Consider the following 18,224-nt stretch of genomic DNA (forward strand, 5'->3'; position numbering starts at 1 on the left):
TTAGCTCTTTTAGAACTTCATTCCTTTATTCTTCGATTGAGCTTTTCAAGGTCGCAAAGAAAAAAAGCTGAAGCTTTTTTTGAGTAATAAGGATCAGAGGTTGTCATGTTGTCACGCTGTCGGGTTGTTGTAGGATAGGGTCCGGCTTCTGGAGAAGCAGAACAACTGTGACTTACGCCAAATCGGGCATACGACCCAGCGAAGGTAGTTTGCCGTGAGTGAGGACACTCACGGAGGCGAAGGACAACAGGAATACCGTGCTCAGTACCACCGTATTGGAAAAGAGGCATGGAGGTATGGGGGTTGGGGAGTATGGGAGTTAGGAAGTATGGAGGTTTTCGGGTTGTCCAGTTGTCGACAGATAGGGTCCAGCTTCTGGAGAAGCAGGACAACTGTGACTTGCGCCAAATCGGGAATACGACCCAGCGAAGGTAGTTTGCCGTAAGTGAGGACACTCACGGCGGCGAAGAGACAAACAGGTATGGGGGTAGGGAAGTATGGGAGTTAGGAAGTATGAAGGTTTTCGGGTTGTCCAGTTGTCGAAAGATAGGGTCCAGCTTCTGGAGAGGCGGGACAACTGGCGCCAAATCGGCACACTTGCGCCAAACCAGGAAGGTAGTTTGCCATGAGTGAGGACACTCACGGAGGCGAAGAGACAAACAGGTATGGGGGTTGGGAAGTATGGGAGTTAGGAAGTATGGAGGTTGTCGGGTTGTCGGAATGTCGAAAGATAGGGTCCGGCTTCTGGAGAAGCAGGACAACTTGCGCCAAATCGGGAATACGACCCGGCGAAGGTAGTTTGCCGTGAGTGAGGACACTCATGGAGGCGAAACTTCTGGAGAAGCACTCCGGTTAAAAATTATATCTCGCTGACAACAGAATGATTCGGGTTTCTTGCTTGGAATAAAATTCCTGTGAAAACCGGTTGGTTAAGGCATTTCCCGCAAAACGTCGGGTATCGAAAATATCCCGAACTGACAGAGAGAAATTCGCCCGATCTTCCAAGAAGCTTTTCTGAATCGTCCCGTCGATAAAATACTGCGAAAGATCTCTTCCCTGAGCTTCCACTTCCGGTGAGTCATAGTTGGCGGCCAACTGGAAATTAAACCCAAACGGCAACTTAAAATCCTGTGTTACCTTAGCATTCCAAGAAAATCCGGAATTGGTAAACTCCTCAGAAATATTCGATCCATCTACCGCAATCCGGAATACCGTCACGCTACCATTAAGCGAATACCACTCGTTTACCTCGCCGGTTCCAATCCACTCTACCCCATACGATTGGGCAGATAGCAAATTATCGGGCTGGGAATACGAAATCCCGTCTTCCACGATGGTAATAAAATCCAACTGCCCATTGACTTTTCTATAAAACAGGTTGGTGGTCAAACTCGCCTTTTCAAAATTGGCCAAGTGCCCAAACTCAAAGGAATTAATCAATTCGGGCTGCAAATTGGGATTTCCACGACGTACATTCAGGCTATCGGTGATGTCCGGGAATGGATTCAATCTCCAAGCCGTTGGCCGATCGATTCGTCGGCTGTAGGTGAATTTGAGTGAATGCTTATCTTTCAGGTGATATAGTCCCTGTACGCTGGGGAAAAGGTTGAAATAATCCTGACGGTTGGCTTCATCCGTATTGGCCAGGTAAGTATCTACGATCGTGTATTCCCCACGAAGGCCAAGTCCGTACTCAAACTTGGGTTTGGTCTGGGAAAACACCACATAGCCCGCATGAATCTGATCTTCGTAGATAAAGCGATTGCTGATTCGTGGATCCTCGACAAATCCCTGTTCCGTCTCGCTGAACCGCTCGTAGCGGTAGTCATTGTCAAACTTTCTGATATTGGACTTGAGTCCGGTTTCAAATTTTCCGCTTTCCAAAGGACGAATGTAATCGACTTGGACTACGGAAATGTTCCTCACTTCATCGGTAAAAGCCCGCTCACGTCCAGTTTGATTTTCGGGTTGTGGATCGAGCGTACCGTTGAAAATGGAGATGTTTTGGGTCTTGAACTGGTTTCGATAGGAATGACTCGCAGTAGCTCGAAGGAGATGGCCTTTATCTTTGAAATTGTGCTCAAAAATCAAGGCGTTATCCAGTCCGTCATCACTTTCGGTCTCATTGTTTCTTCGCACGTAATTGGAAGCTTCTGACGCCAATCCCGGACGGTCTATTTCTGCAAAAAGCGTATTGGTTTGGCGGTCCAAACTGGACTGAAACACCCCCTCATAGCTCAATATATTGTTTCCAAAATAGTAATCCGCTCCGTAATTCAGGTTATGCCCAGCATTTCGTCTGGAATTGGAGGTGTTTTGCCGCAGTGTTTCTTCCTCCTCGAAAAGCACCCGGGTAGATCGTCGATTTCCTACATCTTTCCAGTCCCTATAATTGTATCCTGCATAGGTGTTCCATTGGGCAGTCCGTCGATTGATTCTTCCTCCCAGGTTCATTCGATCCCGGGTGCCATAGGTTGCCTCAAGGCCTCCATGTGTTCCAAGTTCTTGACCTTTTTTCAGAATAATATCAATCACTCCGCCTTCTGCCTCGGCATCAAATCGAGCATTGGGGTTATTGATCACTCGAATTTCTTCCACCGCACTCGCCGGAAGCTGATCCAGATTTTGAGTCAAAGAAGAATTCCGCCCATTGATCAGCACATTGGTGCCTGTACTTCCTCGAAGCGCAATCGCTCCGTCTTCGGAAACGGAAATAGAAGGAGTATTTCGGAGAATGTCCAAAAGTGTACCTCCCAAATTGGCGAGGTTGTTTTCCGGAGTAATGGTAATGCCCTCCATCGTCGTCCTGACGGGGAGTTTGGAGGTGGTTACGACCACTTCTTCTAGATTCTGGTTTTCACTTTTCAAGGAAAGCGTCCCCAGGTCTTTCGGCCCTTCAACTTTCAGAGGGTTGATTTCAAAATCTTTGTAACCAATGAAAAAGGCTCGAAACACATAAGTTCCAGGTTTGACTTTAAGGAGGAAATTTCCCTTGTCATCTGAATCTGAATAGGTAATCGGACTAGTGGTATTCCCGGTTTCAAAGATCGCTACCTGCACAAAACCCAGAGGAGTATTGGTTTCCTCATCGATTAGTTTCCCGCTGACTTGGGCTTCCTGGGCCGTAGATTTGAAAATAATGAAGGAAAAACAAAATAAAATCAATGCTGCACGGATCATCACAATAGTTTGGTTTACTAGCTTTCCCCACAAGAATAAGCGGACAATCTGAATCAATTTTGAAGTAAAAAATCAAAATCGTATCCGCATCACATGCACCTGGGATTCGCTTTCATAACTAAAGTCAAACCCATAAGTTTTGCAAATCTGTTGCACAATGGCCAGACCAAGGCCAACCGAGTCCGGATTTTGAGATTCCTTTTGGAATCTTTCCAGCAAGTCATTTGGTTTTGATTGCAGGGTTTTGCCGGAGTTTTTAACCACCAATTCTTTTTCAGTTAACTCCACCTTGATCCATCCATTGGCTTGATTGTGTTTGATGGCATTGCTGAGGATGTTATTGATCATGATCTCAGCCACATGGGGGTGCATGGGCACGGTGATCGGTTTGCTGATTGCAGACTGAAGCTCGATCCCGCGCAGCTGAATGAGTTCCTGAAGCATCTCTAGGTTGCTTTTGATCAGCTGAGTTAGATTGACGGGTTCAGGCTGTTCAAACTCTTCATTTTCCAATTTGGCAAGCAAAGCAAGGGATTTGACAATCCGATGGATTTTCTCATTGTTTTGGTAGGCAGAATGGATCAGATGTGCTTGTTCTTCGGTAATTTCAAGATTCATCAGATGTTCCAATTTCCCCCGAATCACTGCCGAAGGGGTATGGATTTCATGGGAGATATTTTCCGAAAACTCCTTGATCTGCCGGTAATCTTTTAGCAGTTTGGCTGACATCCGCTCCAGAAATTGATTGAGCTGTGCAAATTCCCGAATGTTGGTTTGCTCTAGGACCAAGGGTTGATTTTTTTGGAAACTGAACTGTTGGATTTTTCCCAAGGTATGTTGAAAAGGTCTAAGGATGCGGTTGGAGATGCTTCGAAAGAAAAAGACTACTGCCAAAAGCTGGACAAGCAATACAATCAGCATGGTATAAACCACCGTTTCGGTGATGTCCTCCGTTTCGACAACAAGGTTGAAATAGGAGATTCGGTAATGCCTTCCGTCGATTTTTACCGATTTGCTGGCTTTAAGCTGCTTTTCCGCCCGATTCATGGGATCATGGTAGGCAATAGTGTCCCGAAGGCTGAGACTTTCCTCTTCCATCTCGGAGGGTAAGACTTTGATCTCCAATCGCTCGCTTTGTAAGGCTTCCGGATCGATCCCTTGGGCAATCCTTCCTGCAAAGGCATCGATTTGTCTCTCCAGCTCCATGCCCAGCTCAAAGTCAATTTCAGATTCAAGCTTTTGGTAAATAAATACTCCACCTACCAGCAGGGTGGCAAGGGTCAGCAGGAGGTAAAGTGTAGTCAGTAGGTTCAGCAGCTTCATGAGGCATTGGAGTCAAATTTGTAACCCAACCCATATACCGTGGTCAGGTAATCCTTCCCTCCTGCGGCACAGATTTTTTTCCGTAGGTTTTTGATATGCTGATAGACAAAGTCAAAATTGGCCAAATCATCGGTGTAGTCACCCCAAAGGTGGGTGGCAATGGCCTGCTTGCTGAGTACTTTGTTTTTATTGGTCAGGAGGAAAACCAACAGGTCAAATTCCTTTTTGGTCAGATCCAGAAGTTTGCCGAGTACGGTCACTTCAAGACTTTGATGGTTGATCTGAATCTCATTAAACTCCAACATATCCGATCCTCCGAGTTTGGAACGCCTAAAAATTGCCCGGATACGAGCCAGCAACTCTGCCAAGTGGAAGGGTTTGGGTAAGTAATCGTCAGCTCCCAAATCCAAGCCTTTCAGCCTGTCGTCGAGTGCATCTTTGGCAGAGATGATCAGCACATTCCATTGGGGATGAGCGGTTTTGATAGTCTGAAGGAGTTGAAGCCCATTGCCATCCGGCAGCATCAAATCCAATAGGATACAGTCATAATCAAAGGAGAGAATCCGGTCCTCGGCCTCATAAAGCGTGGCTACCGCCTCACAGAGAAGGCCCTGCTGGGATAGGTATTGACAGATGTTTTGGGTGAGTTCGGGATTGTCTTCGACTAGAAGGATTTTCATAGGATTCAATTTCCTTTTATTCCTGTAAAAATGTAGGTGTTTAGCGCTAAAAATACCGGTTAACCTTGAAGCAAGTTTGAAGACTACTTGAAAAGGGGAAGTTGGGGGGGGGTCAGCTTCGCGTTGTCCGGTTGCCTGTGCTGAGCCTAGTCGAAGCATCGGGTTGTCAGGTTGTCCTGTTGTCGAGTTGTCCAGTTGTCGAGTTGTCCAGTTGTCCAGTTGTCGGGTTGGCGACAGATGGGGTCCAGCTTTTGGAGAAATAGGACAACTTGGTAGTTTGCCGTGAGTGGTGACACTCACGGAGGCGAGGCTTCTGAAGAAGCAGGATAACCGTTGTCTGCTGTGAGTGGTGAAACTCATAGCGGCGAAAAATCCGTCCCGGCAATTGGGGTAGGCCTGAAGTCCAATTAATTGATAATTAAAAAGTTTGATAATGAGTAGATATCCACGGCACAATGCCCCCCATACAATGGTTGCCATTGGGTTTTCACTCCTTTCGAAACTGCCAGGTTGGCCAGCGCTTCGGAACCCTCGTAGTTGCCAAATTTATCATAAAGTCCACAAGACAGGTAGAGTTCGGGGTATTGACTATTGGCTTTTTTGATTAATTCAATCGGTGAAATTTTCTTCCATTCTTCCTCATTTGATATATATTTTTTAGCCATCAAGTAAATTCCAAGTGCCACTTTGGGGTCTGCTCCTGTACGTTTCATTGCTGCCATTATTTTATCTAAATCTGAAAATGGAGAGTCTACATAAACACCCGGACATAATGATGCCACTCTGGAAAACAATTCGGGATGACTAAGTCCTAAGATTAAAACATTGAGTCCGCCCATGGACTCGCCGATTAAAATTCTGTTTCTGGGTTTACCGATTTTGGACTCAATAAACGGTAGATTGGAAATGAAGTCATCCATTAAGCCACTTTCTTCTTTAGAATTTTTAGCTGTAAGTAACCATTCAGGACCATAGGAAATTAAAACAACTGTGGGAGGTTTTAATTCTGTTTTTTGCCAATGGGACTGAATTAAAGCCGTAAAATACGTGTCATCATTCCAGATTGTATGATCCAGGTTTCTTCCGTGAAAATGGTAAATGACATCTTGATTAACCCCATTGCTTGCTCTGTATATAGAAAAATTCAATTTTCCTTTTGTAAACGTTTCCGATTTTGATGGAATGAAGCTGACTTTCTGCACTCCATAAGGACTTGTTAGTTTTCCCCAAACAAAATATCCAATCAAAAAAGCAGCTAGGAAAACGCAAAGGATTTTAATTTTTCTTATGGATATTATCATTGATTTGAATATTGATTTTAAGCTATCCTGATTATTCGTTATTCTGCCCGCAGACGAATACCCCCTAATTATGGGCTAGAAGACCGAAGAAGTCCAAGAATTGGCTTTTACTAGTCCTTTTACCCTTGAAGTAAGCTACTTTCAAAGTACCGTGCATCCTTTCCGCAATTACAACACCATCCAAATATTCATTGAATTAAGGGCTGGATGCTTCGAACTTCCCGACTCTCGTCGGTGAGGTGTTCAGCACAGGCTACCGATAACGGATACATTGACAAGCTAATTACAGTCCCTCATCAAAAGTGGTTTGGCCGAAAGTAAGGAGTGCCGGAAATATAGGCAAAGATTTGCCATAGCGTTAATTCAATTGCTATTTTGAGAAAAAGGGTTTTCAGTCAAAAGGAGTTTCCAAACTATATCCGACTGGATCTTTCAAAGGAATCCTCTCGAACAAGGGATAATCAAAGATGTCGTCTAGATGTCATAGTCTTGGCGTTTTAATCGAAGTCTGTACTAGTCAAATTTGTCCAGTGAACTACACCACTCAAATCAAGTCCCGTCGTATTGCCATGGGATGGACCCAAAGTGAACTCGCAGATCGATGCGGGGTAACCTTAAGGACCATTCAGCGCATTGAAAAAGGAGAAGTGCAACCCAGTCTATATACCAAGACCAGACTGATGGAAGTGCTCCAGATTGAAGTTGGAGATTTTGAGTCAAGTGTGGAAATCACGGAAAAAGAATCCCTTAAATCCAAACCTTTGACAGTTATGCAGACCTTCTTTGCCCTTCTTCATTCCAAGAAATTTCTCTGGATTGCCACTTCCCTGATTTTGATTACAACCTCCGTATGGAAAGGCAGCGGGCTTTTTTCAGAGCCAGAATTTTCACGGTCCTCCCCTCCCAAAGGATTTGAAATCCAAACGATCAATTGCGGGTCGAATACAGAATGCGACATTGAATTGACCCGAAAAGATGATAACGGAACGATCCTTTGGCAGAAAACCTATGGGGGAAGCAGTTATGACAAGGCAGCCGGTGTGATCGCTGTACCTGGTGGTGGATTTCTCATTTTGGGTTCAACGAGTTCCTTTGGAAATGGTAATTATGACATTTTATTGATCCGTACCGACGAAATGGGCGAGGTCATCTGGCAAAAAACATACGGAGGATTTTTCAATGAATACGGTGAGTCTATTTCACTGGATGAGAACAAATCACTTTTCAGGATTTCCGGGGTTCAACAGGTGTGCACCACTCCCAATGTTTCCCAGGATTGCCATTTGAAAGATTGGAGTTTTTTGGTAGATCTTGAAGGTCAGGAACTTGGTCAATCCTAAAGGAAAAGAGTCAATTGACCTTGTGACAAATCGGGTTGTCGGGTTGTCCTGTTGTCGAGTTGTCTGGTTATCCAGTTGTCCTGTTGTCGAGTTGTCGGCTTCGCGTTGTCCGGTTGCCAGTGCTGAGCCTAGTCGAAGCATCGGGTTGTCAGGTTGTCCTGTTGTCGAGTTGTCTGGTTATCCAGTTGTCCTGTTGTCGAGTTGTCAGCTTCGCGCTGTCCGGTTGCCAGTGCTGAGCCTAGTCGAAGCATCGGGTTGTCAGGTTGTCGGGTTGTCTAGTTGTCTGGTTATCCAGTTGTCGGGTTGGCAGCTTCGCGCCTGCCTGCCGAAGGTAGGTTGTCCTGTTGTCTGTGCTGAGCCTAGTCGAAGCATCGGGTTGTCGGGATGGCGGCTGATGGGGTCCAGCTTCTGGAGAAGCAGGAAAACAGGAGTATGGGAGTTGGGGGGTATGGGAGCAATGAGGTATGGGAGTTGGGGAGCAATGAGGCTGGGAAGTTTGGGAGTGGTAAGCTGTAAAGAGTAAGTGGTTGTCCTGTTGTCGAGTTGTCGGGTTATCCAGTTGTCCAGTTGTCGGGTTGTCAGCTTCGCGCTGTCCGGTTGCCAGTGCTGAGCCTAGTCGAAGCATCGGGTTGTCAGGTTGTCCTGTTGTCGAATTGTCTGGTTATCCAGTTATCCAGTTGTCTGGATGTCGACAGATAGGGTCCAGCTTCTGGAGAAGGAGGACAACTTGGTAGGTTGCCGTGAGTGGTGACACTCACGGCGGCGAAGCTTCTGGAGAAGCAGGACAACTGGCGCCAAATCGGCAGAATTGCGCCGAGTTAGGTCTTGATCCAATCCGGAAAATGAAAAAACCCGAACAGGAAGCCTGTCCGGGTTAATGATTTACTAAACATTTTGACTAGTTCTTGATGCCCGAGAGGAGCTTATCCTCGAGTCGGGATTCATCCACGGTCAACTGACAAATGCTGACCAGGATGGTTCCTGCCGTGATGGCGTAGCCTGCGATGGACTGCACCAGCTCGGGAACGAATCCCGGAGCAGTGACCACGGCTATTCCTACGGCCGCGATTATCAATCCCACTCTCTTCAACTTTTGGAAGAAAGGAGGCGTGGGCGCAACGGCCCGGTATTGGAGTTCTTGAAGTGTGTTCATTGTTTTGATTTGAAATTACTAGTTTGAAATTAGAGGCTAGAGACAAGAAACAAGAGATTAGACAGAACCTTATGAATCCTTCATTCTTGGCTCTTGTATCTCGCTTCTTGCTTCTTGCATCTAGATTATAAATACTAGCTACCAGCCGTATAAGAGACAAGAGATTAGAAACAAGAGACTAGACAGAACATTATGAATCTTCATTCTTGGCTCTTGTATCTCGCTTCTTGCTTATTGCATCTAGATAATAGATACTAGCTACCAGTCGTATAAGAGACAAGAGATTAGAAACAAGAGACTAGACAGAACATTATGAATCTTCATTCCTAGCTCTTGTCTCTTGCTTCTTGCATCTTGTTTTTAGCTACCCGGTTACCACTCTTTTAGACTGGCTGGCAACTCGTCACCTATTTTGCTTACTCGGGCCACGGGGGGATTTTTCGGGTTTTGCTGCCGGCGGCTTGTTGGAGCAGTGTTTTGATCAGCGCTTGTTCGCTTTGTAGGCGAACGACCACTTCCTTGAGTTTGCCCAATTCTTTACCCATCTGCCTTAGGTCCTCGATCAGGAGCTTAAGGAAATAAGCGATGGTAGAAAGGAGGAGCGCGATGACTCCTCCCCCAACTGCCCAAACGTTTAATCCATCCATGCGATTTGGCAACAGGCCAGGTTCAGGGCTTTGTCCGGACAGCTCCTTATCTCCAGACGAAAGGTATCCTGAGGCTGATTCGCATTTGTCAAGGCCTGCATCAGTTTGTAGAAGGCCTTCGGGGAACAGGTTCCCACGCCTTCAGACTGAATTTTTTGGACAGGAATAATCATTTGGGGCATATCCACCCTAACCACACCTTTAGGACACAGGATACTGAGAAAGTCTCCTTTATGGTCTTTTTTTAAGGATAGAAAGGGCATCTGATCCTCCTTCAGGAGAAGGTATGAACCTTCGGGAAGGCAGGAGTTTTTTGGATCTCCGGGAATTTTGGGGCTTTCCAGGGTATGGCAGATGAGTTTATCATTGATCAAGAGGCTGCCATGTGTGCTGGTGGGCCAATATTCCCTTTCCAGGATGATCTTCATGGCTTTATCAGGAAACCACCAGGATTGTGGCGGGGTTCTGAGTAAGGTCGTAGAGGTCATACTTTGATCCATTTTCCAGCACTTGGAGGTACTCCAATGCGAGTGCAAAGAAGTGGTGTGTATCCGGAGCGGCGGGCTTTGGCAGTGTGAGTGTCAATGCCGGTTGTTCTTCGACCGAGATTGGAAGTTCGCCCGATGTCACTGCATCTGCGGAGTAGGTTGCCTCCACGAAGTTGATGCTGGCCCGGATCAGAGAAATCCTGTAATGGGTCGTATTGACCAATGTGCGCAGGAAAGTTGCCGGTACCATTGCCGGGAAGGAAACGGTCACCTGATCAGGTCCATCCACAATTGCCGGTTGCTTGAATATTGTGTTTTCGATGGTGGACTGCTTGGAAAACTGGAACCCTTTCATGAGTTGCATGTTTCCGAGTTCGAATTTGCGTTCTCCCCTATTGCTTTGGGCATCGGAGTAGATCACCTTGGTAGCCATGGAGTACAGTCTGTTGTGCAGACTGCCGTCGCTGGATTTGAGGGCGATGACGCGGAACGCATCTTTGAGGAATTTGGCAGCGTTTGCAGCCCGTGAGAATTCCTGGAGGTTTTCGCGGGTACGTCTGAACCGAGGGTCATTCAGGATTTTGTTTTTGGAGACACCGCCTTTTTGGCGGGCTTTGAAACCGTTTCGTCCTTTATAGAAGGTCACATCACCGATGGTCCCTTCGAGTTTTAGAAAACTTGATTGTCTTGCCATTGCATGTTTGTTTTAGCGTGAAACATGTCCAAATCTGAAGGCAAGGGACTGAAAATCAAACTGAATGTAGAATTGGTGGAATCTGTGGATTCTATGAAAAAATGGAGAAAATATAGACTATATGGACTCTGTACATTCTGTGGACTTGACACCTATCGCGGGCCATCCTAAAAGTCAGCTTTACTGCAGCTTTGATGTAGCTTTGATGCAGCTTTGATATGGCTTTGGTAGTGGGTAAGTGGGAAGAAAGGGGGTATCGGAGTTTGGAGGTTTGGGAGATTGGAAGTATGGAGGTTGGCGGGTTGTCCGGTTGTCCGGTTGTCGGGGTTCCAGGATAGTTTAGAGACTGTGGGCACAAGCAGGCGGAGTGTTTTTTACCGCAAAGAACTCCAAGATTTAAGTTGATCAGAGGTTTAGCTCTTTCGGAACTTCATTCCTTGATTCTTTGATTGAGCTTTTCAAGGCCGCAAAGAAAAAAGCTGAAGCTTTTTTGAGTAACAGATAGCGGAGGTTGTCGGGTTGTCCAGTTGTCGAAAGATCCAGTCCAGCTTTTGGAGAAGCAGGACAACTTGGTGGGTTGCCGTTAGTGGTGACACTCACGGAGACGAAAAGTGTCTGGAAGTCAATGTTTTCGCGTTGTCAAGTTGTCGGGTTGTCGACAGATTGAGTCCAGCTTCTGGAGAAGTAGGACAACTTGGTGAGTTGCTGTGGGTGGTGACACTCACGGAGGCGAAAAAGTGTCTGGAAGTCAATGTTGTCGCGTTGTCAGGTTGTCGGGTTGTCGACAGATTGAGTCCAGCTTCTGGAGAAGTAGGACAACTTGGTGGGTTGCCGTGAGTGATGACACTCCCGGCGGCGAAAAAGTGTCTGGTAGTCAATGTTGTCGGGTTGTCGACAGATAGGGTCCAGCTTCTGGAGAAGCAGGACAACCGTTGCTGATAAAAGCTGTGAGTGGTGACACTCACAGCGGCGAAGTGTGGACAATCACGGAGGCGAAGCCACTAATTTTCCTCAAGTTTTTATGGGACAAAGTGGGACTGGTTGGGACAAACTATCAGGGGAAATGGGGTTGGCAAGGAGTATGGAGGTTTGGGAGTTTGGAGGTTGTCGGGTTGTCCAGTTGTCGGGTTTTCAAGTTGTTCTGGTGTCCAGTTGCCGACAGATAGGGTCCAGCTTCTGGAGAAGCAGGACAACTAGGTGAGTTGCCGTGAGTGATGACACTCACGGAGGCGAAGAAGCAGGACAACTGGCATTCCAAATGTCGAGGAACGGAAAATCGTTATGACCCTGTAGGGGTCCAACATTTCAATAGCCGGGGGTTTTAACCCCCGGATTTTAGAATGCGATTGATTTCAGCGCTGGTATAAGGTCATGATTTGGAAAACAATGCATGGTACCAGCGCAATGGAAAAGAGGTATGGGAGTTAGGAAGAATGGGAGTTAGGAAGTATGGAGGTTGTCGGGTTGTCGAGTTGTCCAGTTGTCGGGTTGTAGACGGATAGGGTCCAGCTTCTGGAGAAGCAGGACAACTTGGTGAGTTGCCATGAGTGGTGACACTCACGGAGGCGAAAAGTGTCTGGAAGTCAATGTTGTCGCGTTGTCAGGTTGTCGGGTTGTCGACAGATAGGGTCCAGCTTCTGGAGAAGCAGGACAACCGTTGCTGATAAAAGCTGTGAGTGGTGACACTCACAGCGGCGAAGTGTGGACAATCACGGAGGCGAAGTGTGGACAATCACGGAGGCGAAGCCACTAATTTTCCTCAAGTTCTTATGGGACAAAGTGGGACTGGTTGGGACAAACTATCAGGGGAAATGGGATTGGCAAGGAGTATGGAGGTTTGGGAGTTTGGAGGTTGTCGGGTTGTCCAGTTGTCGGGTTGTAGACGGATAGGGTCCAGCTTCTGGAGAAGTAGGACAACTTGGTGGGTTGCCGTGAGTGATGTCACTCCCGGCGGCGAAAAAGTGTCTGGTAGTCAATGTTGTCGGGTTGTCGACAGATAGGGTCCAGCTTCTGGAGAAGCAGGACAAGCGTTGCTGATAAAAGCTGTGAGTGGTGACACTCACAGCGGCGAAGTGTGGACAATCACGGAGGCGAAGCCACTAATTTTCCTCAAGTTTTTATGGGACAAAGTGGGACTGGTTGGGACAAACTATCATGGGAAATGGGGTTGGCAAGGAGTATGGAGGTTTGGGAGTTTGGAGGTTGTCGGGTTGTCCAGTTGTCGGGTTGGCGACAGATGGGGTCCAGCTTCTGGAGAAGTAGGACAACTTGGTGAGTTGCCGTGAGTGATGACACTCACGGAGGCGAAAAGTGTCTGGAAGTCAATGTTGTCGCGTTGTCAGGTTGTCGGGTTGTCGACAGATAGGGTCCAGCTTCTGGAGAAGCAGGACAACCGTTGCTGATAAAAGCTGTGAGTGGTGACACTCACGGAGGTGAAAAGTGTCTGGAAGTCAATGTTTTCGCGTTGTCAGGTTGTCGGGTTGTCGACAGATTGAGTCCAGCTTCTGGAGAAGCAGGACAACAGTGACTTACGGCAAATGGCGCAAAACGGTGGACTTGCTCCAAAACGGGCAACAAGCATTCGTTTACCACCTACTTCAAAAAAATCAACTCCAGGAATCAGTTCATCCAGATAGAATTGATGTTGGTCATTTTTCTTGGCAGAAGAGAATTTATCCTGTTAGGATTCGGAAAAAAAGCTATGGGATTTCTTGTTCGCCTTCCGCTAGTTCAATTCTCTATAAGTGATGAATCTGATATTTATTCAAATTGGAATTATATCCTAGAAGCAATTTCATTATCCAGCGATTCATTTTACAAATCAATTAGGAATAAATATCCCGATCAATTGAGCAAGCGGGAAAGAATCACCTTATACAAATACCTTTTACGAGGAAAGTATAGACCCACTCCATTCGGCCTATGGGCAGGAACTGGAATTGGCAAATGGGAAGAGGGAAAACTTGAATCCCTATATGAAAATAAAACCCTGATCCAGAAAGAGATCAAAAAAGAAAGTATAAGTGAAACTGAACTCAAGGTTTGTCTAAATCCAAGTTTGGAAAAATGGGGGGATGGATGGAAATTCTGGAATTTTGATTTTGAAAAGGAAGTATGGAGGTACTCTAAAGTTATTGACAACCTATTAGTTCAACGAATCAGAGAATTATCTCTAAAGGAAATATTTTTTGAGAAAATAGATTTCAAGAAAGCTTTTCCTGAATTAGCATGTAATCAGGTTGATGAACTTTGGGAATACATAGTTAATACACAACTTGTCATACCATGCAAGGGGAATGTCCATATCTTAAGGAAACAGCAAAATAAGATTAGCCATAAAGATGTTTTTATTACTAATAGGTTCAAGCTTGAAAAACAGATAAAAAATCAGCTAGATAATTTCTTAGATGAAATTGACAGTATCGCTGTATTTCAAAAGCGTGAATTGTTGGAAGAACTTAAAGCACTACTTTTTGAATACTTTGATGACAGGTTTGTCCCTCTTCAATTCTTATGGACTATTATTCCTTATCTTAATTTAGATGGAAATAATCCGAAAACAAAAAATGAAAATAATATACCTAAAAAGAACTGGAATGGGATTTCTCATATTGATTTGAAGAAGGAATATTTTAACCTAGAAATTAAAAATAAAGAAATCCAGCATAAGCAGGTCTTATTTCGATGTTTGAAGGATGGGAGGATTCTGATCGACAATATTGTGTACAACAGACCTTTTGTGTATTCGGGAAGATTTAGCTATCAAAAAGAAATACAATCCTTTTTTCAAGAACAAAAATCAAAAGCCGATGGTGTAATCTATGCAGACGTGCTACTATTTGAAGGAGAAAAGGAAAATTTTATCAGTAATCATATCAATCTATTCTCCTATTGTATTAATGTACTGTCGGAATCTAGTTCTGAATATGAATTTGATTTAAAAAACCTCCACATAGGGATCGTAGATGACCAAATAAAGTTATACTCTTCAAGATTAGAGAAAGAGGTAATCCCAGTAATTCAACATCCCCTAAATCCGGATTTTATCAGTCATCCCCTTTGTAGAATCTTATGGGAAGTTTCGCATCAATACTCCTATAAACCCATTTTCTATGTTGATTCCATGTATGTTACTGCTGACTATTTGCCACAGATCAATTGGGGGCAAATTATCATTCAGCCGAAAAGGTGGCTTATCCGAAAAACAGAAAATGACAAAAGCCAGCCAAGCCTCAGGGAATATCTTGAGCAAAAGAAAGTCCCAAATCGGGTACTTATCGGTAACCTGGATCAAGAGCTTCTTTTGGATTTAGGTAATCCTACTGATTTTGAGATATTGGAAAAAGAATTGGAGAAAAAAAGAGTATTAACCCTAACGGAATGCTTATGGATAAATGATGAAGATAAAACTTCAGAAAACCTTGAAAAAATTTTTCCCCAATATATTTGGGGCAAGCCGTCTGGTGAAAATAAAGAAATTGAAACTTTAAAATTGCCTGTTAACCTAGCCTGTATCGATGAGGGAGGAAACTGGGTCTATTTCAGGATCTTTTTAATCCCTGATTTCCATAGGAAAAGGCTAACTGTATTCCTTCAATCTCTTTCTAAGGTATTAGAGAAAGACGCACTTGATTTTTTTTACCTGTACTATTTCTGTGATAGACCAGAAATAAGACTTCGAATCAAATGTTTAAGAGTTTTAGACAAGGAGAAAATCCGCAAAATTATTTATGAAATATTTTTTGATTTCTCAGAAAGTACCGGGATTAAGGAGTCCCAGTATTTTCCGGAAATAGGAAAATTCAGTTCAGAAGGATTAGAAATTTCTGAACACCTATTTTGCCTTGAATCAAAATTAGTTGCCAACTTAATACCCGAGGGTATAAACGAAAAACTAAGCTTGGTTGTGGGAATTGGGCTTGAGATTTTCCGTGGATTGAAAATTGAAAGGACATTACTTAAAAAATCAAAAACCTCAAGTTTAAAGGAAAATAGGTTCCCTGTTTTTAAAGAGGGAAATAAATTCAATATGAATTACTTCGAGACGCATGTCTCTGAGGAATGGAGATTTCATTATTATTCCAAAATAAAAACCCACCCTTGGTCAGCGAATACCGATAAGGCTTCCTTTTTGGGCGGAAACCACTTTCATCTATTGATTAACCGGGTATTTTTAGATCAGGCTTCTGAATTTGAAGAATTGGCTTTTGACCTCTTAAGCAAGCAGCTTAGGAAAACGATTTTTAAGTTAAGAGAAGATCTGTAATCAAAGTAATGACCTCCCTTTCAAAATTTTATTCAGGTCATTATAGAAAGTCCTACCAATGGGAATTGGAGTGCCCGATTTCAACACTACTCTATCGGTAAACATGCTTTTTAATTCATTAATGTTGACGGCATAAGATTTATGCGTGCGCTGAAAGTCTAAGGCGGGAAGTACTTCTAAAAGAGATTTCAAGGAAACTTGGTATAGGTATTTTCTATCCGCAGTATGAATTTCGGAGTAATTTCCCTCCTGTTTGATGAATTGAATGTCATAAATATCTACAATTGAGAAAGAGTTACTTCCATTTTCAGGAATGAATAATAGGTTCTTCTTGATTACAATTTCATTTACCGCAGCAATTGCCACATTGGAATCTCTTGTTTTATTCAATGCTGTAATTAATTCGGGATAATTCACGGGCTTTCTAACAAAATCGATGGCATTTACTTTAAAGCTCTCATAACCATATTTATCATGGGCAGAGCAAATAATTACCGGAATGCCCAATGATTCTACCAGTGACGCCAATTGTAACCCATTCATTTTATCCATAATGATATCCGTGATTAAAATATCGGCGGATTTATTTCTAAGAAGATCCAAGCCTTTGATGGGATCAGTTTCTGCGAAACCCACATCAAAAAATTCCGTCATTTCTATCCAAAATTTTAGAACATTCAACCCATCCGGGTCATCGTCGATTATTCCAACTTTAATTCTTTCCATAGTATATTATTAAAAAGGTTGAAAATTCATGATTTGAGCTGGAATAGGTTAAACTTGCTTTATCGCCATATTTATGTTTTAGGATTTTCAATAGTGTTGATAATCCATGGCCTGATCTTGGCAAGTTTTTAGCTAAATCAATTTTATTAACCGTATAGCAGACTAAAATTTTTTCTCCCCCAGGTGATTCTTCAAGATTGACATGAAACACAGGTTGTTCATTTTTTGAATTACATACCCCGTATTTCAGGATGTTTTCCATCAGGGTTCCAAGTAAAAGCCTTGGAACTTCCACGAGTTCAAAAGGGAGGTTTTGCTTTAGTTCGAGGTTGATGAAACATTTCTTTTTGCTTCGGTGAAGGCATGCCAAAAAGTTTTTAAGGAATTCGATCTCATCGGAGAGAAAATGGGGTTCTTCCACATTTTTGTAGGATTGTTTCATCAAATTTGAAAATGCACCTATTTGATGAAATAGATCGGTAGAAAAAAGGATAGACTGGCCGGCGATACTATTTAGGGTATTCAATACAAAATGTGGACTTAAGGTAAGCTGTTCATGAGCAATTTTCAGATGTGACAAAGACATATCCGTCTCATGAATTTTTTTCATGGCTATTACTATTTCACGTAACATCCATAAAATAAAAATGAAGAATCCAAACTGGAGGGTTCGAAGGATCTCGAATATTATTTCTTCACGAAAACCACTATAAATCGACCCCCAAAAGAAAATGATCAACAAATGTTTGATTGACGCAATCATTACAAAGATGGTGATCAATTCGACCTGAACCTCAAAAAATGAACCTCTTGATTTTATTCCCGGGAAATATCGGAAAAACAAAAAAGTAATGAGCGGAACTCCCCCTATAAAATTAAAAACAGGAAAGAAGAAATCGGATATTTCCTGAAATAAGAAAAGGGTAGCAATCAGATCGAACAGGAAATAAACTGACCAAAAGATAAAAATATACCATCTGGGTTTCTCAAAAATCAACTGGATCAGATCAGAAATCCTTTCAAACTTGTAGTTGGTCAATCTTTTTTGAAATGGGGTGATGCTTATCATAGCTTTAAAAGAAAAAAAAGAACATGGCACAGGTACAAACGATGAAGCCGGATATCGAGCACTTTGAGGTAAAAAGAAGTGTCAATCCGGACCAGAAGAGGGGAAAAACCACCACAAGTTTTTTCCGAGAGTGCTTACCTCCTTTTACCAGAGTCAGGTAAGCTAAAATTGGATGATGGCTAACCATCAAGGTACAGACGGCACAGTCTGTTTTTAAAAGACTAGATTAAGAAACACTTATACCGGATCGACATTCCGGTGGGCAAAAACCCAAAATCAAAACGGATTCAATCCTTGGATCCGTTTTCATTTTTGAATCCAAATACAGATGATTTCACATCTGCCACCTTAATACCA

General features: G+C 43.7%; 15 protein-coding genes. 3 read left to right on the plus strand and 12 right to left on the minus strand.

All coding sequences use genetic code 11. The features are described 5' to 3' along the window. Positions 1 to 17: 17 nt before the first annotated feature. The 5 genes from DDT91_RS19380 to DDT91_RS19400 form a co-directional block, all read right to left on the minus strand. Positions 18 to 290, minus strand: a complete 273-nt coding sequence (locus DDT91_RS19380; RefSeq protein WP_187177854.1) for a hypothetical protein — start codon at positions 288 to 290, stop codon at positions 18 to 20. Positions 291 to 852: 562 nt separating this feature from the next. Continuing rightward, positions 853 to 3,180, minus strand: coding sequence for an outer membrane beta-barrel family protein (locus DDT91_RS19385; protein WP_187177855.1), 2,328 nt, complete (start codon positions 3,178 to 3,180; stop codon positions 853 to 855). Between the two features lie 72 nt (positions 3,181 to 3,252). Next, complete coding sequence (locus DDT91_RS19390) at positions 3,253 to 4,503, minus strand: HAMP domain-containing sensor histidine kinase (RefSeq protein WP_187177856.1); 1,251 nt, start codon at positions 4,501 to 4,503, stop codon at positions 3,253 to 3,255. After that, positions 4,500 to 5,183, minus strand: a complete 684-nt coding sequence (locus tag DDT91_RS19395; protein WP_187177857.1) for a response regulator transcription factor — start codon at positions 5,181 to 5,183, stop codon at positions 4,500 to 4,502. The genes DDT91_RS19390 and DDT91_RS19395 overlap by 4 nt, the downstream gene beginning before the upstream one ends. A 407-nt stretch (positions 5,184 to 5,590) precedes the next feature. Next, positions 5,591 to 6,484, minus strand: a complete 894-nt coding sequence (locus tag DDT91_RS19400; protein WP_187177858.1) for an esterase family protein — start codon at positions 6,482 to 6,484, stop codon at positions 5,591 to 5,593. A 530-nt stretch (positions 6,485 to 7,014) separates the two neighbouring features. Here DDT91_RS19400 and DDT91_RS19405 point away from each other — a divergent pair. Beyond that, entirely contained in the window at positions 7,015 to 7,824 is an 810-nt protein-coding gene (locus DDT91_RS19405) for a helix-turn-helix transcriptional regulator (protein ID WP_187177859.1), read from the plus strand. Between the two features lie 238 nt (positions 7,825 to 8,062). Here DDT91_RS19405 and DDT91_RS19410 read toward each other — a convergent pair whose 3' ends face one another. The 5 genes from DDT91_RS19410 to DDT91_RS19430 form a co-directional block, all read right to left on the minus strand. Then, positions 8,063 to 8,449: a hypothetical protein gene (locus DDT91_RS19410; RefSeq protein ID WP_187177860.1), complete on the minus strand. Its 387-nt coding sequence runs from the start codon at positions 8,447 to 8,449 to the stop codon at positions 8,063 to 8,065. A gap of 273 nt (positions 8,450 to 8,722) precedes the next feature. Next, the gene (locus DDT91_RS19415; protein WP_187177861.1) at positions 8,723 to 8,977 is read right to left on the minus strand and encodes a hypothetical protein; all 255 of its coding nucleotides are present in this window, start codon (positions 8,975 to 8,977) and stop codon (positions 8,723 to 8,725) included. Between the two features lie 416 nt (positions 8,978 to 9,393). Beyond that, complete coding sequence (locus tag DDT91_RS19420) at positions 9,394 to 9,624, minus strand: hypothetical protein (RefSeq protein WP_187177862.1); 231 nt, start codon at positions 9,622 to 9,624, stop codon at positions 9,394 to 9,396. Further along, positions 9,612 to 10,052, minus strand: coding sequence for a DUF5675 family protein (locus DDT91_RS19425; RefSeq protein ID WP_187177863.1), 441 nt, complete (start codon positions 10,050 to 10,052; stop codon positions 9,612 to 9,614). Before DDT91_RS19425 ends, DDT91_RS19420 begins: the two co-directional genes overlap by 13 nt. 7 nt (positions 10,053 to 10,059) lie before the next feature. Beyond that, positions 10,060 to 10,806, minus strand: coding sequence for a hypothetical protein (locus DDT91_RS19430; RefSeq protein ID WP_187177864.1), 747 nt, complete (start codon positions 10,804 to 10,806; stop codon positions 10,060 to 10,062). Between the two features lie 24 nt (positions 10,807 to 10,830). Between DDT91_RS19430 and DDT91_RS19435 the strand changes: the two genes are divergently transcribed. Further along, the gene (locus DDT91_RS19435) at positions 10,831 to 10,977 is read left to right on the plus strand and encodes a hypothetical protein (protein ID WP_187177865.1); all 147 of its coding nucleotides are present in this window, start codon (positions 10,831 to 10,833) and stop codon (positions 10,975 to 10,977) included. A gap of 2,470 nt (positions 10,978 to 13,447) precedes the next feature. Further along, on the plus strand, positions 13,448 to 16,072 hold the full coding sequence (locus DDT91_RS19440) for a lantibiotic dehydratase (protein ID WP_187177866.1): 2,625 nt from the start codon (positions 13,448 to 13,450) through the stop codon (positions 16,070 to 16,072). On the opposite strand, the gene DDT91_RS19445 is transcribed toward DDT91_RS19440, so the two are convergent. Together DDT91_RS19445 and DDT91_RS19450 are read right to left on the minus strand one after the other, a co-directional pair. Then, on the minus strand, positions 16,073 to 16,798 hold the full coding sequence (locus DDT91_RS19445) for a LytTR family DNA-binding domain-containing protein (RefSeq protein WP_187177867.1): 726 nt from the start codon (positions 16,796 to 16,798) through the stop codon (positions 16,073 to 16,075). After that, positions 16,785 to 17,408, minus strand: coding sequence for a histidine kinase (locus tag DDT91_RS19450; protein ID WP_187177868.1), 624 nt, complete (start codon positions 17,406 to 17,408; stop codon positions 16,785 to 16,787). The genes DDT91_RS19445 and DDT91_RS19450 overlap by 14 nt, the downstream gene beginning before the upstream one ends. Between the last annotated feature and the right edge of the window lie 816 nt (positions 17,409 to 18,224).

Origin of the sequence: Algoriphagus sp. AK58 (assembly GCF_014324365.1) — a bacterium.
GTDB lineage: Bacteria > Bacteroidota > Bacteroidia > Cytophagales > Cyclobacteriaceae > Algoriphagus.